This is a genomic window from Streptomyces sp. IBSBF 3136, assembly GCF_036815105.1.
Classification (GTDB): Bacteria; Actinomycetota; Actinomycetes; order Streptomycetales; family Streptomycetaceae; genus Streptomyces.
The window spans coordinates 17625-38808 of the sequence record NZ_JAJSZC010000161.1; the positions used below are offsets into that span (position 1 = coordinate 17625).

Annotated in this window: 23 protein-coding genes and 1 pseudogene; 8 read left to right on the forward strand and 16 right to left on the reverse strand. The window is 71.4% G+C overall.

Annotation, left to right across the window (positions count from 1 at the left end; translation table 11 throughout):
• The first annotated feature begins 190 nt into the window (after positions 1–190).
• The 3 genes from V7E45_RS28305 to V7E45_RS28315 all read left to right on the forward strand — a co-directional run bounded on the left by V7E45_RS28305 (position 191) and on the right by V7E45_RS28315 (position 2788).
• On the forward strand, positions 191–787 hold the full coding sequence (locus tag V7E45_RS28305; RefSeq protein WP_333777040.1) for an RNA polymerase sigma factor: 597 nt from the start codon (positions 191–193) through the stop codon (positions 785–787).
• Between the two features lie 218 nt (positions 788–1005).
• On the forward strand, positions 1006–2001 hold the full coding sequence (locus V7E45_RS28310) for a MerR family transcriptional regulator (RefSeq protein ID WP_333777041.1): 996 nt from the start codon (positions 1006–1008) through the stop codon (positions 1999–2001).
• A gap of 229 nt (positions 2002–2230) precedes the next feature.
• Positions 2231–2788, forward strand: a complete 558-nt coding sequence (locus V7E45_RS28315) for a DUF4383 domain-containing protein (RefSeq protein ID WP_333777042.1) — start codon at positions 2231–2233, stop codon at positions 2786–2788.
• A 677-nt stretch (positions 2789–3465) separates the two neighbouring features.
• On the opposite strand, the gene V7E45_RS28320 is transcribed toward V7E45_RS28315, so the two are convergent.
• Complete coding sequence (locus V7E45_RS28320) at positions 3466–5637, reverse strand: TerD family protein (protein ID WP_333777043.1); 2172 nt, start codon at positions 5635–5637, stop codon at positions 3466–3468.
• A 269-nt stretch (positions 5638–5906) separates the two neighbouring features.
• Here V7E45_RS28320 and V7E45_RS28325 point away from each other — a divergent pair, with 269 nt between their 5' ends.
• Positions 5907–6944, forward strand: a complete 1038-nt coding sequence (locus V7E45_RS28325) for a C40 family peptidase (protein WP_333777044.1) — start codon at positions 5907–5909, stop codon at positions 6942–6944.
• A 187-nt stretch (positions 6945–7131) separates the two neighbouring features.
• Here V7E45_RS28325 and V7E45_RS28330 read toward each other — a convergent pair.
• A pseudogene (locus V7E45_RS28330) lies at positions 7132–7229 on the reverse strand.
• Between the two features lie 301 nt (positions 7230–7530).
• Here V7E45_RS28330 and V7E45_RS28335 point away from each other — a divergent pair.
• Positions 7531–8511, forward strand: coding sequence for a hypothetical protein (locus V7E45_RS28335; protein WP_333777045.1), 981 nt, complete (start codon positions 7531–7533; stop codon positions 8509–8511).
• A gap of 216 nt (positions 8512–8727) precedes the next feature.
• Here the strand turns inward: V7E45_RS28335 and V7E45_RS28340 are convergent, their stop codons facing one another.
• The 3 genes from V7E45_RS28340 to V7E45_RS28350 form a co-directional block, all read right to left on the reverse strand.
• Positions 8728–10119 carry an MFS transporter gene (locus tag V7E45_RS28340; protein WP_333777046.1) on the reverse strand — a complete coding sequence of 464 codons (1392 nt, stop codon included), beginning with the start codon at positions 10117–10119 and terminating at the stop codon, positions 8728–8730.
• A 340-nt stretch (positions 10120–10459) separates the two neighbouring features.
• On the reverse strand, positions 10460–11056 hold the full coding sequence (locus V7E45_RS28345) for an NADPH-dependent F420 reductase (protein WP_333777047.1): 597 nt from the start codon (positions 11054–11056) through the stop codon (positions 10460–10462).
• Between the two features lie 41 nt (positions 11057–11097).
• The gene (locus V7E45_RS28350; RefSeq protein WP_333777048.1) at positions 11098–11916 is read right to left on the reverse strand and encodes an inositol monophosphatase family protein; all 819 of its coding nucleotides are present in this window, start codon (positions 11914–11916) and stop codon (positions 11098–11100) included.
• A 138-nt stretch (positions 11917–12054) separates the two neighbouring features.
• Between V7E45_RS28350 and V7E45_RS28355 the strand changes: the two genes are divergently transcribed.
• Together V7E45_RS28355 and V7E45_RS28360 are read left to right on the forward strand one after the other, a co-directional pair.
• On the forward strand, positions 12055–12960 hold the full coding sequence (locus tag V7E45_RS28355; protein WP_333777049.1) for a LysR family transcriptional regulator: 906 nt from the start codon (positions 12055–12057) through the stop codon (positions 12958–12960).
• Between the two features lie 266 nt (positions 12961–13226).
• On the forward strand, positions 13227–14129 hold the full coding sequence (locus V7E45_RS28360; protein ID WP_333777050.1) for an NADP-dependent oxidoreductase: 903 nt from the start codon (positions 13227–13229) through the stop codon (positions 14127–14129).
• 174 nt (positions 14130–14303) lie between these two features.
• Here the strand turns inward: V7E45_RS28360 and V7E45_RS28365 are convergent, their stop codons facing one another.
• The 3 genes from V7E45_RS28365 to V7E45_RS28380 form a co-directional block, all read right to left on the reverse strand.
• Complete coding sequence (locus tag V7E45_RS28365; protein ID WP_190016681.1) at positions 14304–14510, reverse strand: cold-shock protein; 207 nt, start codon at positions 14508–14510, stop codon at positions 14304–14306.
• 314 nt (positions 14511–14824) lie between these two features.
• On the reverse strand, positions 14825–15358 hold the full coding sequence (locus V7E45_RS28370) for a GNAT family N-acetyltransferase (RefSeq protein ID WP_333777051.1): 534 nt from the start codon (positions 15356–15358) through the stop codon (positions 14825–14827).
• 775 nt (positions 15359–16133) lie between these two features.
• Entirely contained in the window at positions 16134–16841 is a 708-nt protein-coding gene (locus tag V7E45_RS28380) for a TetR/AcrR family transcriptional regulator (RefSeq protein WP_333777052.1), read from the reverse strand.
• A gap of 113 nt (positions 16842–16954) precedes the next feature.
• Between V7E45_RS28380 and V7E45_RS28385 the strand changes: the two genes are divergently transcribed.
• Entirely contained in the window at positions 16955–17353 is a 399-nt protein-coding gene (locus V7E45_RS28385; protein ID WP_333777053.1) for a VOC family protein, read from the forward strand.
• 33 nt (positions 17354–17386) lie between these two features.
• On the opposite strand, the gene V7E45_RS28390 is transcribed toward V7E45_RS28385, so the two are convergent.
• From V7E45_RS28390 to V7E45_RS28425, 8 genes are all read right to left on the reverse strand, one after another.
• Positions 17387–17662, reverse strand: coding sequence for a DUF3253 domain-containing protein (locus tag V7E45_RS28390; RefSeq protein WP_333777054.1), 276 nt, complete (start codon positions 17660–17662; stop codon positions 17387–17389).
• A 93-nt stretch (positions 17663–17755) separates the two neighbouring features.
• Positions 17756–18049, reverse strand: coding sequence for a gas vesicle protein K (locus V7E45_RS28395; RefSeq protein ID WP_333777055.1), 294 nt, complete (start codon positions 18047–18049; stop codon positions 17756–17758).
• Positions 18046–18255 carry a gas vesicle protein gene (locus V7E45_RS28400; protein WP_333777060.1) on the reverse strand — a complete coding sequence of 70 codons (210 nt, stop codon included), beginning with the start codon at positions 18253–18255 and terminating at the stop codon, positions 18046–18048. Before V7E45_RS28400 ends, V7E45_RS28395 begins: the two co-directional genes overlap by 4 nt.
• A 35-nt stretch (positions 18256–18290) precedes the next feature.
• The gene (locus V7E45_RS28405) at positions 18291–19148 is read right to left on the reverse strand and encodes a GvpL/GvpF family gas vesicle protein (RefSeq protein WP_333777056.1); all 858 of its coding nucleotides are present in this window, start codon (positions 19146–19148) and stop codon (positions 18291–18293) included.
• A 2-nt stretch (positions 19149–19150) separates the two neighbouring features.
• Complete coding sequence (locus V7E45_RS28410; protein ID WP_443056272.1) at positions 19151–19504, reverse strand: gas vesicle protein; 354 nt, start codon at positions 19502–19504, stop codon at positions 19151–19153.
• Between the two features lie 18 nt (positions 19505–19522).
• Positions 19523–20143, reverse strand: coding sequence for a hypothetical protein (locus tag V7E45_RS28415; RefSeq protein ID WP_333777057.1), 621 nt, complete (start codon positions 20141–20143; stop codon positions 19523–19525).
• A complete protein-coding gene (locus V7E45_RS28420) occupies positions 20140–20427 on the reverse strand; it encodes a gas vesicle protein GvpG (RefSeq protein ID WP_333777058.1) in 288 nt (95 codons plus the stop codon). Before V7E45_RS28420 ends, V7E45_RS28415 begins: the two co-directional genes overlap by 4 nt.
• 4 nt (positions 20428–20431) lie before the next feature.
• Complete coding sequence (locus V7E45_RS28425; RefSeq protein ID WP_333777062.1) at positions 20432–21181, reverse strand: GvpL/GvpF family gas vesicle protein; 750 nt, start codon at positions 21179–21181, stop codon at positions 20432–20434.
• Between the last annotated feature and the right edge of the window lie 3 nt (positions 21182–21184).

The following is a 21184-nucleotide window of genomic DNA, read 5'->3' on the forward strand; positions in this document are numbered from 1 at the left end:
GACGGCAGGACTGCCCATCACGGGCGGCTCATGGGCGGCTCCCAGCCTGCGCATTCGATGCAGTATCGGTGCAAGTTGTGGCGGATGGCTGTGGTCGTGACTGTGGAGGAGCACGGTTCACCAGCTGTGGACGCCGCCGACGCCTGCCGGCCGAGGGACGCCCGAAATCCCGGAACGGGAGTGATCGACCATGGCGCCCACACACACCGTCCTCGAAGGATCCGTCGGCCCGCAGGGGCGTCCTCCTTGCGGTGACGCGGCCGATCTCCCGGACCGGTTCGCGGCCGGTGACGAGGCCGCGCTGGCCGAGGCGTACCGGACATGGGGCGGGATGGTGCAGACGCTGGCGCGCCGTGTGCTGGGTGATGCCCAGGAGGCGGAGGACGTGACGCAGACGGTGTTCCTGGCGGCGTGGCGCGGCCGCGCAGGCTTCCGTCCTGACCGCGGCACCTTGTCGGCCTGGCTGGTCGGCATCACCCGGCGCAAGATCGCCGATGCGCTGCAGGCCCGTACGCGGCGCGCGGATCTCGTGGCCGCCGCCGGCTCTCTGCTCGTCGCGGACGGCGGACACGGCGGCTCCGACGCGCAAGCGGTGCTCGACCGCGTCGTGGTGAGCCAGTCATTGGCCCAGCTCAGCGAGCCGCAGCGCACCGTTTTGACGCTCACCTTCTTCGAGGACCTCACACAGACGCAGATCGCCCAGGTGACAGGCTGGCCCCTGGGGACGGTCAAGAGCCACGCACGGCGGGGCCTGCAGCGCCTGGGGCACTCCCTGGAAAGCGCGTAGCCCGGAACCGGCTCTGCCTGAGGAGCAGGATCGATGCAAGCCGGCGCCGTCGTGTCGCGCAGGCTTCGGCCCGCTCCCGCGTCCGCGGAGTGCCCTGCACTCAGGTGACGCAGTAGCGTCACCGCATCCGCGGACGGGGCGACGTCCGAACCACCTGCATGGCGAACGGTCGGGTCATACCCACGGCGCAGCACGGTGAGCTCACTTCGCAGGCGTGGATGACCACCGGTCAGCTCGCCCGTCTGCTCGGGGTCTCCCCGACGACTTTGCGGTCCTGGGACCGTCGCTACGGACTCGGGCCGGCGGTGCGGGCGAACGGCCGCCATCGCCGCTGGTCACCCGACGACGTGGCGATGATGCGGAAGATGTGCCACCTCACCGCCACCGGGGTGTCACCGGCGGAAGCCGCCCGCCTCACACAACGACACGCCCCCCACGCGGACATGGCCGGAGCACCGGGCGGAGAAACTCTTCTCGCGGCACACGGCGACGACGCCGAGCCCATGGCCCGTCACGAGCAGGCAGGGAGCGGGCTGCCACTCGGGCACGTCCGGCTCGAATGCAGGGGGCTGGCACGAGCCGCGGTGCGCATGGACGGCCGAGAAGTGCAGCAGCGGCTGCGCGAGGCCGTGGCCGCCCACGGTCCCGCTCTGGCCTGGGAGGAGGTGATGGCACCCGCGCTGCGGGCGGTCGGCCGCAAGTGGCAGTCGTCCGGCGAGCGGTACGTCGAGATCGAGCACCTGCTGTCCTGGCACATCTCGACGACATTGCGGCACCGGTACGTCGAATCCTCGGCTCACGGCGATCGACGTGCCCTCGCCCTTCCCCTCGTGCTGGCCTGTCCGGCCGGGGAGTACCACACGCTCCCTTTCGAGGCGCTGGCCGCCGTGCTGGCCGACGACGGTCTGACCGTGCTCACGCTGGGGGGCGCGGTACCGCCCGACGCGCTGATGAACACGGTGCAGCGCGTCGCGCCCGCGGCAGTGGCCCTGTGGTCCCAGACCCGCCCCACGGCGGACCTCCGCTTGGCACGTCGGGTCGCGGCGACCCGGTGGGGCGTCCGCGGCGCGCGCAGCAGCTCCCCGGTGCTGCTCTGCGGCCCCGGGTGGCGCTCCCCCACGGACGGTTCGGGGGACCTGAGGCATGTGAAAAGCCTGCGTGAGGCCGTGCGCGTGCTGACCGAGTTCCAACGGCGCTGCGCACCGGTGCGGTGAGGGAGCGATGCTCTCCGCCCGTCTTCCGGCTCAGCTCGAGCGAAGCGGAGCCTGCGGGGTGCGCCGGGCAACCGGGGCCCGCTGGGCTCGCGCCTGTGGTCGTTCGACCGCTCGTGCCCGTATGCATCCGATGGGGGCTCTTGAGCGGAAGAACGAGCGACGGTGACGGTGCGAACGCTCGCCGCCGTCCTGATGGGGGGTCTGCGTCTTGGCTCCGAAAGGATCAGACATGAAGCTTTACGACGAGCTCCCGGTCGACCACAAGCTCGCGTCCGTCTACCGGTACGGCGCCGGAGTGTGTGGCGGCATCCTCCTCGCCTTCGGCTGCCTGGGCTTCGCCGACGAACTGCGTCCCTTCGACACCCAGGGCGCCCACATCGCCGGGATGTCCACCAACGGCCTGCTGAGCCTGCTCTCCGTGGCCTTCGGACTGCTGCTCGTCTGCGGAGCGGTGCTGGGCGGGAGCGTCGCCTCGACCCTCAACATGGTCGTCGGCGCCCTCTTCGTTCTCAGCGGTCTGATCCACCTGTTCATCCTCGACAGGGCCGCCAATGTCCTCGGTTTCGGTATGACGAACGTCGTGTTCTCCTTCGTCATGGGACTGCTGATCGCGACCTTCGGCATGTACGGACGTGTCTCGAGCAGGCTCCCGCACGACAACCCCTACTGGCGCCGGCGCCACCCCAGGCAAGCGGCGCGCGAGGCTCTGGCCACCCGCCGTCGTCGTGCCCGAGCGGCACTGGCCCCGGCAGTGCTCTCCAACGGCTCACGTCCAGGCGCATCTTGATCGACTGAAAGCGGGGCCCCTCGTACCCCTTGCCCCGGCTACCCGTAGTTCCCGTGTCCCGTCAGAGCCTGCCGCAGAGCCGAACGCACGGCCCCCGCCAATGCCTTCGACACGGGGCTCAACGACTGGCAGGCTGCCGCTCATGACCTACGGAATCGAGTCCCGCTTCGCCCGGTGAGCGCCGCGGAAGAGCGCAACGCGCTCACTCCCCCGACCGCTCTGTACGACCACGCCCTGCGTCTGCTGCGTGAGGCCCCCGATGGAGTTCCCACCCCGGCGCGGCACGGGCCGCCGCCATGCGCCGACTGGCCGAAGAGGACCCGAAGTCCTACGCACGGGTGTGCGGCGGCAGCCGTGAGCGTGCCGAGGAACTCGGATTCCCGTGGCCCGGCAGCGCCTGACCGGTCACACCTGTGGGTCGGCTCCGGAAGGTGTCGTAGGGCGGCCGTCCCGGCCCGCGGGGGCGGTCCCGCACTCGGGCAGCCCAGCGGCGGCTGCGACCGATGTCCCGCCAAGGGAACAGGGCACTTGGCCACCGGCGCACACGAAAAACTGGGAGGCGCCGGGCGGGCGCCTCCCAGTCGAAGTCGGCGGCGAGGAAAGCGAAGGAACTCGTTTCAGGAAAGGAATTGAGAAGGAAGCCCCTTCATGGCCTCGCCGTAGGCCAACGCTAGCATTCAGGCCGGGATCAAGTCGCGCAGGTTTTCCGGGGTGATGATTCTCGAGTCCGGGTGCAGCCCCTCGGGGCGTTCGAGACCGATGTACGTCACGGCCTCGTCCGGGACCTGCGCGCCGTCCCGCAGGTCCACGGTCGTGGTGTCGCCGGACATCAGGTCGATCAGGTACCGCACCGTCAACTGCTCGCGTTCCACAAGGGCGCGCACGACCTTGGACACGGACACCTGGTTCTCCTCGACCCGGTTGGCCGAAGAGATGCCCTTGAGGTAGAGGTGCAGCCACTTCGCACGCCACCGGCCGTCGTCGCCGCGCTGGAACACCAGCGGCAGCGCCACCCGGCCCACCCCGCGCAGTTCCGACTTCATCCGCACCGTGCGCGGCTCGAACGGCCGGCCCTTCTGCTCACCGTCGCGCAGCATGAAGCCGAAGAACGACTCCTCGACCTCTTCGAAGCCTTCGCCGGCGTAGATGTTGACCTGCGGGACGATGAAGGTGCTGCGCACGCGGTCCAGGGACAGGTCGATGAACTCCGAGGCTCCGTCGGGTGCTTCGGTGATGTCACCCGAATGCCTGCCGCCCACGGCCGTGAGGGAGGTGTAGGAGAGCCAGGAATCGGTGCTGTAGTCGGTGTGCAGGAGCAGCGCCGACAGGTCGTAGTCGGTGCGGTCCTCGGTCTCCTTCCAGTACACGAAGAACCGCAGGTGTTCGCCGTCGACCGCGGAGACCGAGCCGCGCGGCAGTACGCCGAGCCCGGCCGCGGTGGCCCGGCCGCTGAGCGGAAGCGCGACGTCGAGGACATCGGGGTCGAGCAGCAGTCGGCCCGGCGCCGGGAGCCGGCGACGCATCTCGGCGTCGAGGGCGGCGATCAGACGGTCGCGATCGGCCGCCGGCAGCGGCGCCCGGAAGTCGGGGCTCACCCAGGCGCGGCCCCGCCGGTTGACGAAGATCCGGGGTTCGCCGCTCTGACGTGCCCGGTTGTGGAGATGCTCGCGCACCGAGAGCACGACCCGGCCGGAGACGTCGGGAGCGACCTGCACCGCGGCGGCCACCACCGCGTCCCGTTCCTCCTCGTCGGCGGCGATGCGCAGCAGGAGGTCCAGGGCGCGGAACAGCTTGCCGGGAGCGGACGTCAGAAGCTTCACCGCTCCGAGGACGTCCGCCTCGTCGAGCAGCTTCTCGATCCGGCTGTCGAAGGACCGGGCCTCCTTCTCGCCCCGCGCGACCGCGAACACATCGGCGGCGTGCGGCCAGCGCGGGTACTCGTGCGGGTGCAGGCGCTCGCCGAGCCGCTTGAAGGGCTCGCGGTGCGCGTGCACGTCGGCGAGTTTCGCGGGGTTCGCCGCGACCACGGCGTCGAGACCCGCGAGCAGGGCCCGGCGCAGCGGCCGCTTCAGCGCCCTGAACCGGGTCGGCTCCTGCAGCGTCACGTCGCCGCCCGACAGCGCGCAGGCCAGCCGCAGTACATCGGTGACGGTGTCGAGGAGGAGGTCGGCGCCGATGCCGAGCCGGGCCTCGTTGATGACCGCCCGGTTCTCCCGGATCGGGATCGCCTCCGGCTGGGGGCCTGGCGCGCACCGCTCGGCGAGGGCCTTGAGGTCGCGCAGGTCGTCCTCGCCCAGCGGGGTCGTGCTGCCGGCCAGGGCCAGGTACAGGTCGGTGAGTTCGTCGTCCAGGTCGCGGCCGAGATGCAGGACGGTGATCCGGTCGCCCGCCGAGGCGATCAGTTCGTCCTGCGCCGCGAGCATGTCCTCGTAGGTGTGCTGGTACCGGCCGTACGTGGGGAGGCTGAGCAGGTCCAGCAACCCGTATCCCAGCTGCGTCAGCACGTTCTCGCGCGCCTTCTCGTCGCCGAGCGCCTTGGCCACGCACCGCATCCAGAACTCTTCGGTGTCCGGCACGTTCGCCGGGAAGTCGATGAAGTAGGAGTTGTGCCGGACGTGGTCGCCCACCATCTCGCGCACGGTGGCCAGCGTCCGCCGGGCGGTGTGCACGACCGCGGCCTCGGACAGTCCCGACAGCCGCTCCAGCAGTTCCGCCGAGAGCTTGAAGCCCACGGACGTCAGCGCCGCGTCGAACTGTCGTGCGGCGACGGCTCCTTCTCCGGGTGAGCCCTGGGGAGAGGGGAGGCGGTGGGTGTGCCGGATGACCAGCGATTCGAAACTGTGCGCCATTCGGGGATGATCGCAGAGGTGCGCAGGCCGACGCACAGGGGTTTTCGTCCGCGCTCCGACGCTGTGACCGCCCCTGCCGCGGCAGGGTCGGAAGCGGAGGGCCAGGAGGGCTACTTCTGCCGGTAGTTCTGCATGGTTCACCTCCGCGTGCCCGTGATCCACTCTCCGGTGACGGGGACGCCGTTCCTCCCCTCCCCCTTTGCAGGATCACCCCCGGCTCAGGCCACCGGCGCATCGGCCGGTGGCCGAAGGAACAGGAGTCCGATTCCGTGACGTCCCATCGTCGACCCAAGCAGCCGAGCCGCACGCGTGTCACCGTGCTGACCACCGCAGCCGCCGCTGCCGTCGCGCTCAGCGCGAACGCCGCCGACGCCGCGCCGGGCGAGAAGCTCGGCAAGGACGAGGTCAAGGCGAAGGTCGACAAGCTCTACGAGCAGGCGGAGCAGGCCACCGAGAAGTACAACGGGGCCAAGGAGAAGCAGCAGAAGCTCCAGAAGGAGATCTCCGCGATCCAGGACAGCGTCGCCCGCGGCCAGCAGGAGCTGAACAAGCTGCGCGAGGGCCTGGGTTCGCTGGCGACCGCCCAGTACCGCTCGGGCGGCATCGACGCCTCGGTGCAGCTGTTCCTGTCCTCGGACCCCGACGACTTCCTCGACAAGGCGTCCACGCTCGACCAGTTGAGCGGCCAGCAGGTCGAGGCGCTGGAGAAGATCCAGGACAAGCAGCGCGAACTCGTCCAGGAGCGCGCCGAGGCCACCGAGAAGCTCAAGGACCTGGCCGCCACCCGCACCGAGCTGGGTGAGAAGAAGGAGGAGGTCCAGGGCAAGCTCGCCGAGGCGCGGAAGCTCCTGAACACCCTGACCGCCAAGGAGAAGGCGGCTCTCGACGCCGAGCAGCAGCGCGCCGACCGCTCCTCCACCGAGCGCGTGGACATCGGCCACCACGCCCCGGCGTCCGGCCGGGCCGGCGCCGCGTTCTCGGCCGCCCAGAGCCAGCTCGGCAAGCCCTACGTCCGCGGCGCCACCGGCCCCTCCTCCTACGACTGCTCGGGCCTGACCTCCTGGGCCTACGCCCAGGCCGGCGTCTCCATACCCCGCACCTCCGAGGCGCAGTCGGGCATCGGGACCCGCCTCACGCGCAGCCAGCTCCAGGTCGGCGACCTGGTCTTCTTCTTCAACGACCTGCACCACGTGGGCCTCTACGCCGGCAACGGCCAGGTGCTGCACGCCCCTCGCACCGGCACGGTCGTCCGCTACGAGTCGATGGACACCATCGGCGGACCGTTCATGTTCGGCGTACGCGTCTGACATGAGGTCGGGTGCCGTACAGCACGCGTCCACCATGCGCCTCCGGCCGGCTGTTTCGGCGGCTGCTCCTGCGGTCAGAACCTCCACAGGAGCAGGGTGCATCCGGGCTACCTCGGCCGGATGCACGCGTGCTCCAGTTCGGTACGGCCCGCGCGGACGTGGCGGCCAGCCCCCCGGACAGGGGTTGTGGCGGAGAGGGCAGGATTCGAACCTGCGTGGGCCCCGAAGGGCCCGACCGTGAGGCGAGCTCGCTGGTCCCCGATCAACCACTCCGGGCACCTCTCCCTGTGTCCGGCCCCGGTGTGTTGTCCGCTGCCGTTCACAGCACTGACTGTCGCAGGGTCCGCTGACAGCGCGCTGACACGCTCCTGTCGTCACCAGCGGATCGCGGCAGCAGCGCGGCTGGGTGACCGGAGCCCACAGAAGATCACCTCTGAGGGCAACCCTGTGGGCAGGTTGTGAGTCTCCTGATCGATCACACCGTGATCGAACTCATGAGGAGACCGTCATCAACGCCATACGCAAGACCCTGGCCGCCACCGCCGTCGTCGGTGCCGTCCTCGCAGGCTCCGCCGCCTGTTCCACGGTGGAGCAGCTGTCCGCCGGCAAGAAGCTCGACCGGGCCTTCGAGGACCTCGGCAAGAAGAACACGCTCTCCTTCGAGCTCGATCTGGACACCGACGTCACGTCTCTGAAGGCGCTGGACGCCCAGTCCGATCCCGCGCCCGGCGACGAGATGCCGGACGGGGCCGCCAAGTTGATCAGTGGCGCGCGGATCACGGTCACCGTGCAGTCGAGGAAGCCGATCGACGAGTCCGGTGAGAAGGACCTGGTCGGCATGGCCATGAAGATCAGCAACGCGGACGGCGGTCTCGCCGAGTACCGGGTGATCGGCGAGACCGCCTACGTGCGGGCCGACATGGCCACCATCGGCAAGATGACGGGCACTCCCGTGCCCACCGCGGCAGAGCTGCCCCCACACGCCGGGGCGATCAAGAATCTCATCGCCGGCAAGTGGGTGAAGTTCAGTACGAAGGAGATGCAGAAGGCCGGCGCCGGGAGCCCGGACAGTCCTGCGCCCGCCCCGTCCCTCGACGCCAAGACGCAGAAGAAGCTCGTCGCGGCCCTTCGCGAGGTCGTCGCCCGTGAGGTGCACTTCAAGACCGCGGACGGCTCGGACGGCATCGAGCACGTCACCGCCACGGCCCCCTTCCGCGCGCTGATCACCAAGCTGTTCGGCAAGATCCGACCGCTGGTGAAGGACCTGCCGCCGGGCATGGAGCTGCCGACGGACAAGGACCTGAAGGACGCCCCCGCCACCGACGTGAAGGCGGACTTCACGCTCAAGCACGGCGAGTTGGACAAGGTGCACGTGGACCTCGCCGAGCTGGCCGAGGACACCAAGGTCAAAAAGCTGGGCCTGACCCTGCGGGTGGGACACGGCACCAGGCCCGCCGTCCCGGCCGGTGCCACGGAGCTGGACCTGAACGAACTCATGCAGGGCTTCATCGCCGGCCCGGGGGCAAGCGATGCCGCCGCTCTGGACCTTCCGCAGGATCAGCTCTGATCGCGACGAGCGTGTAGGCAAGCGGGCGGNCCGGGGGCAAGCGATGCCGCCGCTCTGGACCTTCCGCAGGATCAGCTCTGATCGCGACGAGCGTGTAGGCAAGCGGGCGGCGCATCGGCACGGCCGGCGACCGTGCCGATGCGCACGAAGGACGAAACCGCTCTGGGACGGGGCCGATCGTCGACCGGCCCGTCCTCGTCGACCTCCTTGTTCCTGTCAGTTCGCCGGCGATTGAATGTCGTCGGGATCCGCGGGTGATCGGCGGCGGGTCAGGCGCAGGTCGGTCAGGGCGACGGTGACGGCCGAGGCGACCACGACGGCGTTGAGGCACAGGGCGAGGCGCGGGCCGATGCCGACCAGGGTGCCCGCCAGTGCCGTGCCGGCCGAACCGGCGGCCATCTTCAGCCCGGCCATCGTCACGAACACCTGGGCTCGGGCGTTGGGCGGGGAGTACACCGAGCGCACGGCCAGGGACGCGGTGAACAGGATCGCGCTCGTCGCGCCCGCCAGGGCGAAGGTCACCAGGGCGAGGACGTAGCCGGGTGCCAGCGCGCAGAGGCCGACCGCCACGGCGTTCGCGGCGATCAGCCGCAGCACCCAGCGCTCCGGTTCCCCGGTGAGGGGGAACGCGCCGGTCAGCAGAGCTCCGCAGAGGTTGCCGACGCCGTAGGCGGCGCCGAGGGCGGCGCCCGCGCCCGCCGAGCCCTGGAGGTTGCGGCCGAGGACCACCGCGATCACCATCACGCCGCCGGTGCTGACTGAGGTGATCATCGTGGCGATCATGACGCGCCGCAACGGACCTTTCCGGACGATCACTTGGAGGGCGTCCCGTACGGGCATCGAGCGCTGCCTCGCGGCGGCGGTCCGGTGCTCCCTGGGCAGCGCGAACGTCAGTAGGCCGGCCAGCACGCCGGCCGCGCCCAGCGCGACGACCGCGGTCAGGGCCCCGGTCAGGGCGGTGATCGCGGCGACCGCGGCCGGACCGAGGATGTTGCTGCTTCCGTAGGTCGCCGAGTCCCAGCCCTCGGCCCGGCGCTGGGCGCGGGTGTCCTCGCCGACGATCAGCGCGAGCCGGCTGCTGAGGCCTCCCGTCATCAGCGGATCGCACAGACCGCCGACGCTGACGAGGAGACCCACCAGGACGACGGGTAGACGGCCCAGCGTCAGACCGGTCCCGGCGAGCATCAGCCCGAAGACGGTGAACGCGGCCGCGAGCCGGAATCGGGGGTCGCGGGCCTCCTCCAGCCAGCGCGCCATCCACGGCCCGGCGACGTTGGGCAGCGTGAGCAGGGCCGCCAGGACGCCGCCGAGCGCGGCCCCGCCGTGCCCGGGCCGGGCCAGCGTCAGCGCGACGAGCGCGACGGGAGCGCCGCCGCTCGCCGAGCGTATGAGCGTCGCCGAGGCGAGGTACACGGCGAGCGCGACGCCTCGCCGCTGCCGTAACTCTCCCTGCGCGTCCGGTGGTTGCGGCGTCGGCGGGCCGTCGTCCCGGGCGGGTGTCTGCGGGGCGCCGGCCGGCTGCTGCTCCTTCGGCGCGGCGGTCGCGTCCGGCGTGCGCAGGGCGGCGGACGTCGCGTCGCGGTCGGCGCGCTTGCGGCGGTCGGGCACGTCTTCTCCGTTCGGCGGGGTCCGGCCGCGGTGTCCGGACGTGCAGTGGCTCCGAACGGACGCGGGATGGCGTCGGACATGACAGGTGTTCCCACGGAGCGGGATTCATGTGTGGTCGGCCGGGGCGGCATCACCCGGGCCGCCGGCTGTCGTGGCGACCGCGGGACCGCGTGCCCCGGTGCCCGCCGGGTGGCGCGGCGCCGGGCGCCCGGGAGTCCTTCGACCGCGTAACTTCCCACGGTCGCACAGGGGTTGTAGGGGAAGCTGTCGCCCGGTCTTCGTCGTAGCGGCAACTCCTCTGGGCGGCCCTGTGGTTGGCGGGCGGCGGCCTGGGTGCGGATCAGCGGGCGATCGAGATCGCGAAAGGCGCGAATCCGTCGGCCCGGATCACGTGCGGTACGAACAGGATCGCGGCCTCCGTGGCGCGGGCGGTCCGGATGCCGCCGAGATCGGTGATCCACTCCGGGCGCCAGCCGAGGCTGACGAGGAGTTCGCGGACGGTCTGCTTGGCCTGGGGGTCCTCGCCGGAAAGGAAGGCGTCGGGCGCCCGGGTGAGTGTGGCCGGTGCGGTCATCACCGAAAAGAGCATGGTGTTGAGTGTCTTGACGACGCGTGTTGCGGGGAGCGCTTCCTGGAGTTGCTCGGCGAGGCTCGAGCCGGGGTAGATCAGGTCGGCGGGCAGTCCGTCCGGTCCGTCGAGGGTGGCGTTGGAGACGTCGACGAGGATCTTGCCGCGCAGTTCCTCGCGCAGGGCGGCGAGCCGGTCCAGCGAGCCGGCGCCGGGGGTTGCGTTGATGACGATCTGGGCTGTGCGGATGGCGTCGGCGGCGGCGCCCGGCGTGCGGTCCGCCACTCTTACCTCGTGCCCTGCCCGGGTGAGGGCGGCGGCGAGGTTGCCGCCGACGCGGCCGTTTCCGAGAACTGCGATCGCGGGCATGGTGATCTGGTCCCTTCGGGCGTGCGGGTCGTGGTGTGGGGTCAGCGGGTGAGGGTGGCGACGGCCTCGGCGTGGACGCCGGGCGCGGCGGCCAGGAAGCTGTCGCTGCGCGGGGTCCAGGGGCGGCCCTGGGCGTCGGAGAGCTGTCCGCCGGCCTCGGTGACGAGCAGCGCCCCGGGCAGCAGGTCCGCGCGGGCGCCGGCGAACTGCCAGAAGGCGTCGATCCGGCCGGCGGCCACGTTCAGCAGGTGCAGGGTCGCGGGCACGGAGGTGCGGACGACGAGTGCGTCGAAGAGCATCGCGGTGATCGAGGAGCCGACGCGCCGTACGACGTCGTCGTCCTCGTCGGGCCGGGCCTGGCTGGTGGCCACGATGCTCAGGGCGAGGTCCGCGGTCCGGGAGACGCGCAGCGGCCGGCCGTCCAGGTAGGCGCCCGCGCCGGCGAGCGCGGTGTAGGTCTCGCCGGTCAACGGCAGGTGGACCGCGGTGAGCACCGGCTGGTTGTCGCGCACGAGGGTGGCGGTCACCGCCCACTCCGGCAGGGCGTGCAGGTGGTTGACGTTGCCTTCGGCCGGGTCCACGACCCACCATTCGCCGGGCGGCAGCGCCCCGCCGTCCAGCTCGTCCTCCACCCACCCGGCGTCCGGGCGCAGGTGCGTGAGGCGGGGGCGCAGGATGGCGAGGGCCGTGTCGTCGTTGGCGGCGAGCGCGCGCATCAGCTCTTCGCGGCTCTGGTGGCTGACCGCCTCGCCGAAGCGCTCGCGCAGCGCCGAACCGGCCGTGCGCACGGCGATCGCCGTCTGGTCGAGCAGGTCGGCGTCGGTGGCGGTGACGTTTGTGGTCCGAAGTGTTTCGGGCATGGTGAACTCCCTTGTGAAGAGGGGGTGGTGAGGCCGTTCGGGCCGTGCTGTGGGCGCTTGTTCTGCGCTCTGGTCTCGACGGTATCCAGCCCCTTGATTAACTTCAAATGCATGTAAAGCACGGCTAGGATTACTCGCATGCAATTGGATTTGAACCTGCTGGCCGCGCTCGACGCGCTGCTGGAGGAGGGCAGTGTGGCCGGGGCGGCCGCACGCCTGCATGTCACCGCCCCCGCGATGAGCCGGAGTCTGGGCCGCATCCGGCGTACGACGGGGGATCAGATCCTGGTGCGCACCGGCCGCACGATGACTCCGACGCCGTACGCGCTCGCCGTCCGGGAGCAGGTGCACGAGCTGCTTCACCAGGTCCAGGGGGTGCTGGCGCCGAGCCGTGAACTCGATCTGGCGACACTGGAGCGCACTTTCACCCTCCGCTGGCACGATTCCCTGGTCGCCTTGAGCGGCCCCGCACTGCTCGCGGCCGTGCGTGCGCAGGCGCCGGGGGTGCGGTTGCGCTTCGTCGCGGAATCGAGCATCGACACACCGGAGTTGCGGCGCGGTGAGGTGGACCTGGAGGCGAACGCCAACCGGCCGAGCGCACCGGACATCCGCGCCGAGAAGGTGGGTGAGTCCCGCCTCGTGATCGTCGTACGGCAGGGGCATCCCCTCACCCGCGGCAGGACCGTCACCGCCCGGCAGTACGCCGCCGCCGAGCACGTCACCGTCTCGCGGCGGGGAAACCTCGGCAATGCCCTCGACGACGCCCTCGAGCGGCTCGGCCTCACCCGTCGGGTGGTGGCGACCGCGCCCACGGAAGCGGCCGCGCTGGAATTCGCGCGCGGTTCCGATCTCCTGATCAGCGTCCCCGAAGCCACCACGCGATCCGCGGTCGCCGACCTCGGCCTGGCCGTGCTCCCCCTGCCACTCGAACTGCCGCTCGCACCGGTCCACCTGTCGTGGCATCAGCGCTACGACACCGACCCCGCCCACGCCTGGCTGCGCGGGCTGGCGCGGACCGCGCTGACCCTGCGCGGCGCGTCGTAGTCGGCGCCGTACGGCCCGCTTGGCGCCCCTGTCGTCCACGCGGCCGCCCCGCTGGCGCGGGGCCGGCCACCGTACGCACCCCCGTCGGGGCCATTCGCGGGGGTGGTCGTCTCGGAGGCCGTCTCGGAGGCCGCGGGGGCGGTCATGAAGTAGGGTCGGCGCATCGGAGTAGAAACGTGCTCCGGGCCGAGCGGACAGCCGGCCCGGGAGTACGCGCACACGCGGTATCGGACGATCCGCCACTTCTTCCGCGGAAGGAGTGCGTCATGAGGGCGGCACAGTTCAGCCGGTTCGGCGGCCCGGAGGTCCTTGAGATCGTCGATCTCCCCGATCCCCGTCCCGGTGCCGGAGAGATACGGATCAAGGTGCGTGCCGCGGGTGTCAGCGCCGGCGACTGGAAGAAGCGCCAGGGCCTGATGGACCAGGAGCTGCCACAGACCCTGGGCTACGAGGCCGCGGGTGTCGTCGACGAGATCGGTGACGGTGTCTCGGGTGTCGCGGTCGGCGACCGGGTCTTCGGAGCCTCGCCGTACGGCGCGGCCCAGGCGGAGTCGGCCGTGCTGTCGTACTGGGCCCCGATCCCGGACTCATTGGACTACGCGAGGTCTTCCGCGATCCCCGCGGCAGCCGAGACCGCGGCGCGCTCGCTCGACCAGCTCGGCGTCTCAGCGGGCAGCTGCGTGCTCGTCAACGGGGCATCCGGCAGCGTGGGGAGTGCCGCTGTCCAACTCGCCGTGGAGCGCGGCGCGCGCGTCATCGGCACGGGGAGTCCGGGCACGCATGATGCGCTTCGCTCGCTCGGGGCCGAGCCGGTGGCCTACGGCGACGGGATGCCCGAACGAGTCCGGGCGATCATGCCGTCGGGTGTCGATTTCGCACTGGACGTCGCCGGCAGCGGTGTCCTTCCCGAACTCGTGGAGCTCGCGGGCGCCGCCGAGCGTGTGATCACGGTCGCCGACTTCCGCGGCGCGCAGCGAACGGGCGTCCGCTTCAGCCGCGGCGACACCGGCCGCGCCACCTACGCGCCGGCCCAGGTCGCCCGCATGGCCGAGGCCGGACGATTTTCCGTCCAGGTCGGCCGGACCTTCCCGCTGGCCGAGGTGTCCCGCGCGCACCGCGTCGGCGAGGCGGGGACGGTGCGCGGCAAACTCGTGCTGCTCGTGGGCTGACCGGCCCTCAAAGATGCGCTGGGGCCTCGCCGCTCAGCGCTGCACGGCTCGGGCCGCTCTCGTCCGACCGCCCTCGCACCTGCCGCAATCCGGCGTGTGTCGTGGGGGATGTCGCGCCGGCCCTGCCCGCCCCCGGAAGAGAGTCTCCTGGGGGCGGGGTCAGGCGGACGGTCGTCAGGCGACGACCGTGATGTTCTCCGCCTGCGGGCCCTTCTGGCCCTGCGTGACGTCGAAGGTCACGGACTGGCCTTCCTGCAGCTCACGGAAGCCGGAAGAGTTGATGTTGGAGTAGTGGGCGAAGACGTCGGGGCCTCCGCCGTCCTGCTGAATGAAACCGAAGCCCTTTTCGGCGTTGAACCACTTCACGGTCCCGCTGGCCATGCTTATACCTCTCGGTCGAGCCGGGTCCGCACCGCGCAGACCCGCAAGGATTGCCGTGAGCACACCGCACAACAAAACGCCCGCACCTGGCGGCACGGGCAGGAACGGCGAACCACGACAACCACATCGGCGACGCTACACGCCGCGCACGGCCCACGCCAGAGAGAAACAGGCTCCCGGCCCGCCGACCTGCGTGACTTGCGCCCTGGCGCGGCCACGGCATTCGCCCCGGAGCCCCGCATACCGGCGCGATTGCCTGCGCGGGGGCGCGGGGACGGGGCCGGCTGTCCCGGGGGATCGCCGGTGCGGCCGGTTCATGCCTGGAACTCGGTGAGGTCGATGGCGTGAACACGCAGGGGGTGGCCGTGCACCGGGTGTGTCGTCTCCCGCTCGGCCGCCATGCCGAGCTTGCGCAGGACGTTCTCGGAGGCGTTGTCCCCCAACCGGGTGATGCTGATGACACGGTCCAGGCCGCGGTCCTGCAGCGCGAACTCCAGCGTGGCGTGCGCGGCCTCCGACGCGTATCCCTGGCCCCAGAACTGTGAGCCGATCCGCCAACTGAGTGCCACCGCGGGCATCACCTCCGGCAGGAACTCGGGCACGGACAGTCCCACGAAGCCGATCAGTTCGCCCGAGGCCAGCAGTTCGACGGCGAAGAGTCCGAAGCCCTCCTCGTCCCACTCCTCCTCCCACCGCTCGATGTCCTCGGCCGTGAGCTCCAGGTCGCGCACCGAGCCGTCGTCGCTGAAGCGCATCACCCGCGGGTCCGCGTTGATGTCCGCCATCGGCACGAGGTCGTCGTCGTGCCAGGTACGCAGGAGGAGTCTGGGGGTGCGGATCTCGGTCATGCGTCCATCCTGCCCAAGGCGACCGCCTGATCCGTAATCCGGGGCTCGCCGACGCGCTGCCGCTCCGCAACGCGCTCGTCCCCGGCTCGTGGCTCCCACCACGTGAGACACTCCGCCCGCCCCCGACCTCGTCCAGGCCGTCGGCCGCGCGCCGCGTGTCCAGCCGGACGAGGGCAAAGTCGCCTCGCTCGTGGTGCCGGTCCTGCTCGGCCCCGGGGAGACGATCGCCGGCACGCTCACCTCCCGGGCGTACGGCGGGTTGGCCAGGCTGCTGGAAGCCCTTCGCGCCCATGACGCCCGGGTCGTGGAGCAACTCGCCCAGCCGCAGGCGCGAAGCCGTGTCAGAGGCGTACAGACCCGCTCCGGGACCACGGGCGAGGAAGCGGCCGGGTGTCGGCGCCGGCCCGGCCGCTGCTGAAGTTCTCCACCCCACGTGATCCCGCGCAGCCGGCCGCGTTCGTCAGCCTGCGCGTCCTGCACCCCGGACACGCGCACTGGCGGCGCGGCGTCGAAGCCGCAACCCTCTACCACCGGCTCCACGGCGACCTGCGCGTGCCCTTCACCTACCGCGTCCCTGCCGTGAGCGGAGCGCGCGAGGCGAAGGACGAGGCGTGGCCGGCCACGCTCGCCGCGTTCCCGGTGGAGCCGCACTCCTGTTGGCCTTCGCCCGCCACGAGCCGGGGCCACTCGCCGACCGATCAGGAAGACTCCGATCGGCCGCACGCCGGCTGGTTACGGTCTCTTCTGTTCTGGCGTAGCCGGACTGCCCAGTGCCCTATGCGGGACGGACATGGCCGGACGGCTGCCGTGATGGCCGCTCCTGTTCGCCGACACCGACCGAGGCGTAGTCGGCGAGCGAGGACTCCAGCAGGCCGAAGGCGCGGTCCGCCTCCGCGATGACGGTGGCGGAGATTCGGGCGGTGTCCTGGCCGGCGAGGGTGAGTTCCTGGATGCGCTGGAACAGGGTGCGGTGCACGGCGCCGAGCAGGGCGGCGGCGGTGCGGGGGGTGATGTCGCCGCGGGGTGCGCCGGTGGTGTCCGCCAAGGCGGCGGCCAAGGCGGCCTCTCGCAGGTCGTGCAGGTCCCGTAGGCGGGCCGAGAGGGTGGGGCTGTCGGCGATCATGCGGGCGAAGCCGGGGCCGGAGAATCCGGCGACCGGGTCGGCTGCGGCGGCCGCGTCGGCGAAGGCACGGCGCAGGGCGGTCAGGGCCGAATCACCTGCCTGACGGCCGCTCACCGTACCGGCCAGGGAGGCGACGAAGGTGTCCTGGTGGTCCAGGGCCAGGTCCTCCTTGCGCGGGAAGTAGTTGGTCACCGTCTTCTTCGCCACCCGCGCGGCGGCGGCGATTTCGGCGATGGTGGTCTGCTCGAATCCCTGGCTGAGGAACAGGTCGGTGGCGACGTCGGAGATGAGCTGTCGGGTCTCTTGCTTCTTCACTTCTCGCAGCCCTGGGGGCGCGGACGAGGGGGTGTCAGTCGCCATGGAGGCAATCTTACCCTCGTGGCATTTTTATGTTGACACACCCAAGGTGAAGCGACATAAATTTACGTCAGTAGTAAGTTTGCCCTGAACAAAAACAGATGTGGAGAAGCACCTTGCAGATCACCGCGTCCACCGTCTCGCTCACCGTCGACGACGTCGCCGCCTCGAAGCGGTTCTTCACCACTCACCTCGGCTACGTGGAGCAGGCCGCCGCCGAGGGGTTCGCCTCCCTGTCACGCGACGACGCGGCGGTGGACGTCGTCCTGCTCGCCCGCGGCACCGAGGTGCTGCCGGCCGACCAGCGCGACCGGCGCGCCGGCGGCCTGATCCTCGCCTTCACCACCACCGGCATAGAGCACGAGGAGAAACGGCTGCGGGCCGAGGGCGTGGACATCACCATGCCGCTGCGTGAGGAGCCCTGGGGCGAACGCCTCTTCCAGGTCGCCGATCCCAACGGAGTGATCGTCCAGTTCGTCGAGTGGGCCGCCCCATCGGAGCCTGAGCACGCCTGACAGGGACCGTCGGCCTCCTGGACCCCCATCGGGCTACCGGCGTGCGCGACGGATACGGATCGGGCCGCGTGCCTCGGTCTCCGCGACGGGCTGGCCGCCCTGGGTCACCTCGACCTTGCCGGCCGCCACCAGACGCCAGGCCGCGCGACGGGCGGGTTCCATCAGGGCGCGCCAGCCTTCGTCGTCCCCCTCATAGGCCTCGCGTGCGGCGTCGGACGGACAGATCGAAGCAGTGTCGGCACGGCGCTCCAGCAGGCTCATGATGACCCGCTCAAGCCGCTGAGTGAGCTGTCGACCTGTCTCCGCCACGCAATCCAGTGTGGCACCGGTCGTCCGTCTCAGCGTCGACGCCTATCCCCTCCTCATCGCGCGTACATATCGCGTACGAATCGCGTACAAGCCTCAGGTCAGGGGGTCTGCCAGGAGGTGGCCCAGGGGGCCCAGGTCGAGGTTGAGGTCGCTGCGGCGCAGTCCGTGCTGGGCGCAGAGTTCGTCCATCCGCTGGTCGAGCAGCATGAGCGCGGTGCCGAGACGGTCCTCCTGTTCGACGGTCAGTGTGCCTTCGTCGAAGCGGCGTACCGCCTGGCGCTCCATCAGCTGGCGCAGGAGTTCCACGACCGTCAGGACCAGTGCGGCGAGGTCGCCCGCGACCCGTTCCGGATCGAGGTCCAGGGCGTGGGGGCGGGGGGCGCTCACAGGGGCCCGCTGTCCGGCCACGGCGCGGGAACCCGGTCGCTGACCGATGCGAGCAGGGCGTGCAGGGAGATGCGGACGAGCGGTACGTCGGCGACGGCCAGGACCAGGTCGCCGCTGATCACGACTCCGGTGGCCAGGACCCGGTCCAGCAGGTCGACGAGGGGCACTCCGATCGGCGCGCACGGTTCCGGTTGGTCCCAGGGCACGGGGGTGCGGTCGGGCCGCGGGGCGGTAGGCGCGTTCACGCGGGCACCTGCTGTGTCGCGTCGGCCCGGTCCTGGTCCGGCCGTGCGAAGGAGTACGGGATCCAGGGCCCCGATGCGGTGATCTCCACGTGCGGGTGGCGGCCGGCGGTGGTGGCGTGGGCCAGGACGCGGGCGAAGTCCTCTCGTGCGGTGTCGTCGACCAGGTAGGCCGCGTTCAGCAGTTGGGGCGTCGGTCTGCCGGTCAGTTGCTCGCTCTGCGGCTGGTGCCGGGTGGCGGCGACCGCGTGGCGCCGCAACTCGGTGTCGACCTCCATCGCCTCGGCCCATGCCTCCTCGTGGGCCTGTTGCCGGGTGTGGCGCCGTGCGCTGGCCCTGCTCAGATACGCCCGCCCGCCGGCCGGAGAGGCGTCCCGGCCCGCTGAGGACGGTCTGTCCGGTGCCGGGGCGGGTGGGGCGAGGTGCACCTTCACGGCCCATTCCGTGCGGTCACGGAGCCGGTCGAGCAGGGCGCCCAGCACCGGTGCGCGGGCGGTGACGGCCTGCACGGCGTTGGCATCGCCGCGGTACAGGGTGGCCATGGGCAGCGGTACGACGGGGCCCTGGCGGGCGGCCGCCTGGACACCGCGGTGATGGGCGCGGGCGCAGCGTTCCAGTTCCTCGGGCCGGTTGAGCCGGTCGGCCAGCGCCGTCTCGGCGAAGGCCGACTCGGGTACGTCCTGGGCGAGCAGCCACAGGGGTCCGGCCCGCAGCACGCGCAAGGGGCCGCCCTCTTCGTGGCCCGCCGTCGCGGCCGGCAGGTCCGCGGGGAGAGGGGTGCCGGTCACGGCGAAGACGTAGGTGAGGGTCTGCCCGGGCGGGAGCGGTCCGCTGAGTGGACGGTGAGGTGGGGGCACGTTCACCGGGCCTCCTCCGCTTCGTCGTACGCCTCGGGGTGGGGGCCCCTGAGCGCGGCCAGCTCGGCGCGCAGGCGGGTGTTCTCCTCGGCCAGCTCCGAACGGGCGGCGCGCGAGGACAGCGCCGGGTCGGTCTCCCACCAGTCGATGCCCGCCTTCTTGGCGGTGTCGACCGAGGCGATGAACAGGCGCAGCCGGATGGTGAGGAGTTCGATGTCGAGCAGGTCGATCTTGATGTCGCCCGCGATCACGATGCCTTTGTCCAGGACGCGTTCGAGCAGATCCGCGAGGCTGCCGGCGAGCGGTGGGCAGGTCTGGGGGTCCAGGTCCGCGTTCCAGGTGGCGACGTCGGTCACGAGATGCTCCCGAAAAGATCAGCGGCGCCGGGGCGCGGACTCGCGGCTGGCTGCGTCGTCCCGTTCCTCGTCGTACACGTCGTCCCGCTCGTCGTCGTACACGTCGTCCCGCTCGTCGTATGCGTCTTCGTCACCTTCCTGCACGTCCTCCCGGTAGCCGTCCTGGTCGTACGGGTCCTGCTCGTACGGGTCCTGGCCGTATGTGTTCTCGTCGTAGGCGTCTTGGGCGTCTTGGGCGTCGGGGGCGTCGCCGTAGCCGTCGTCCTCGCCGTACTCGTAGTCGTCCTCGTACCGCTCGTCCTGCCGGCGGGGTGGACGGCGGCCCGGCGCGTCCATGCCGGTGAGCGCGTCGGCATGGTCGCGCAGGGTGTCGGCGAGGTCCGCGAGCCGTCGGTCCGCGGCCGAGACGACCGCGTGCGAGGCGGTCAGCAGCTCGTCGCGCAGCTGGTCGGCGAGGTCCTGCATCTGCGGGGAGCGCAACGTGCCGAGGGCCTGGGGCAGCAGCCGGCCGGGGGCGACGCCGAGGTGCCGTCCGACGAGGTAGGTGCCGAGCGCGAGGGCCAGCCCGGCCTTCTTCCTGCGGCCCAGGACGTAGCCGCTCACCACGGCCGCTGCCATGGCGGTCCGGTACTCGTTCATGTCCGCCTCCTTCCGGGCCGCGACACGGTTTTCGCCGCCGGGGCGTCGTCCAGGCGCCGGACGGGGCTGTCGAGGAGGTCGAGCAGCCGCTCCTCCTCCTTCTCGAACGTCGCCTCGTCGATGGTGCCCTCGTCCAGGGCCCGGTTCAGTGCGGACAGCCGCGCCTGCACCACACGCGGGTGGCACGCCTGACGCCGGGCCTCCTGCAGCAGGTGGTCGGCCACCCACAGGGTGCCGCGCACCGGCGCGAGGGGCAGCAGCAAAAGCCCGGTCACCAGTCCCATCGCGTCACCGCCCGGCCGTGGCGGGACGCGTGTCGACGAAGCTGTAGCACGGCAGGGGCCCGGTCACGCTGAGCGCCAGCCGGTCCCCGAGGCCGCGGGCGTGCGCGGCGAGCGTCTGCCGGAAGGGTTCCTCGTCGCCGGCGCGCAGCAGGAACGAGGCGCTCAGCACCCGTTCGTCGTCGACGGGTCCTTCGGCCACGCGCACCGCCAGCGGCGTCAGGCCGGCGAGGACCTCGTGCGCGGCGCGCCGCGCCTCGCGCCGGACGGCCTTGGCGACGGCTTCGCCCAGACGCACGTTGGCCTCGTAGTCCGGTCTGCGCCGCGTGCGCTGGGCCAGGACGCGCAGTTTTTCGTCCCGGCGTACGACATCGGTGAGGCAGTCGGGCACCAGTGTGCCCTTGACGTTCATCTCCACACAGCCGCGGACCGACTCCAGTTGTGCCGCCAGCCGGGGTCCGTCGGCGCGCAGTTGCGAGAGCAGGGTGTTCTCGTCGGGGCTGAGGACGGCGAACCTCATGGGCAGGACAGCGCCTTGGGCGAGGAGGTCGCCGAGCACGTTCTGATGGGCCAGCAGGTCCCGGCGGCGCGCACGGATCTGCTCGGGCGCCGGTGAGACCGCCGCGCACAGCCCCGATTCGGCCAGCAGCCGCACGGGGGCGTCGCCCACTCCGCGGGTGCGCGGGGGCCGGCTCTCGGCGGGGGTGATGCCGTAGACGTACAGGGGGCCGAGGGTGGTGGCGGTGGCCACGTTCATTCC

Excerpts from the sequence above, each read along its gene's own strand:
- V7E45_RS28305 (WP_333777040.1), top strand. The coding sequence starts at position 191 with ATGGCGCCCACACACACCGTCCTCGAAGGATCCGTCGGCCCGCAGGGG.
- V7E45_RS28310 (WP_333777041.1), top strand. The coding sequence starts at position 1,006 with ATGACCACCGGTCAGCTCGCCCGTCTGCTCGGGGTCTCCCCGACGACT.
- V7E45_RS28315 (WP_333777042.1), top strand. The coding sequence starts at position 2,231 with ATGAAGCTTTACGACGAGCTCCCGGTCGACCACAAGCTCGCGTCCGTC.
- V7E45_RS28320 (WP_333777043.1), bottom strand. The coding sequence starts at position 5,637 with ATGGCGCACAGTTTCGAATCGCTGGTCATCCGGCACACCCACCGCCTC.
- V7E45_RS28345 (WP_333777047.1), bottom strand. The coding sequence starts at position 11,056 with ATGCCCGCGATCGCAGTTCTCGGAAACGGCCGCGTCGGCGGCAACCTC.
- V7E45_RS28350 (WP_333777048.1), bottom strand. The coding sequence starts at position 11,916 with ATGCCCGAAACACTTCGGACCACAAACGTCACCGCCACCGACGCCGAC.
- V7E45_RS28355 (WP_333777049.1), top strand. The coding sequence starts at position 12,055 with ATGCAATTGGATTTGAACCTGCTGGCCGCGCTCGACGCGCTGCTGGAG.
- V7E45_RS28360 (WP_333777050.1), top strand. The coding sequence starts at position 13,227 with ATGAGGGCGGCACAGTTCAGCCGGTTCGGCGGCCCGGAGGTCCTTGAG.
- V7E45_RS28365 (WP_190016681.1), bottom strand. The coding sequence starts at position 14,510 with ATGGCCAGCGGGACCGTGAAGTGGTTCAACGCCGAAAAGGGCTTCGGT.
- V7E45_RS28370 (WP_333777051.1), bottom strand. The coding sequence starts at position 15,358 with ATGACCGAGATCCGCACCCCCAGACTCCTCCTGCGTACCTGGCACGAC.
- V7E45_RS28380 (WP_333777052.1), bottom strand. The coding sequence starts at position 16,841 with ATGGCGACTGACACCCCCTCGTCCGCGCCCCCAGGGCTGCGAGAAGTG.
- V7E45_RS28415 (WP_333777057.1), bottom strand. The coding sequence starts at position 20,143 with ATGAACGAGTACCGGACCGCCATGGCAGCGGCCGTGGTGAGCGGCTAC.
- V7E45_RS28420 (WP_333777058.1), bottom strand. The coding sequence starts at position 20,427 with ATGGGACTGGTGACCGGGCTTTTGCTGCTGCCCCTCGCGCCGGTGCGC.
- V7E45_RS28425 (WP_333777062.1), bottom strand. The coding sequence starts at position 21,181 with ATGAACGTGGCCACCGCCACCACCCTCGGCCCCCTGTACGTCTACGGC.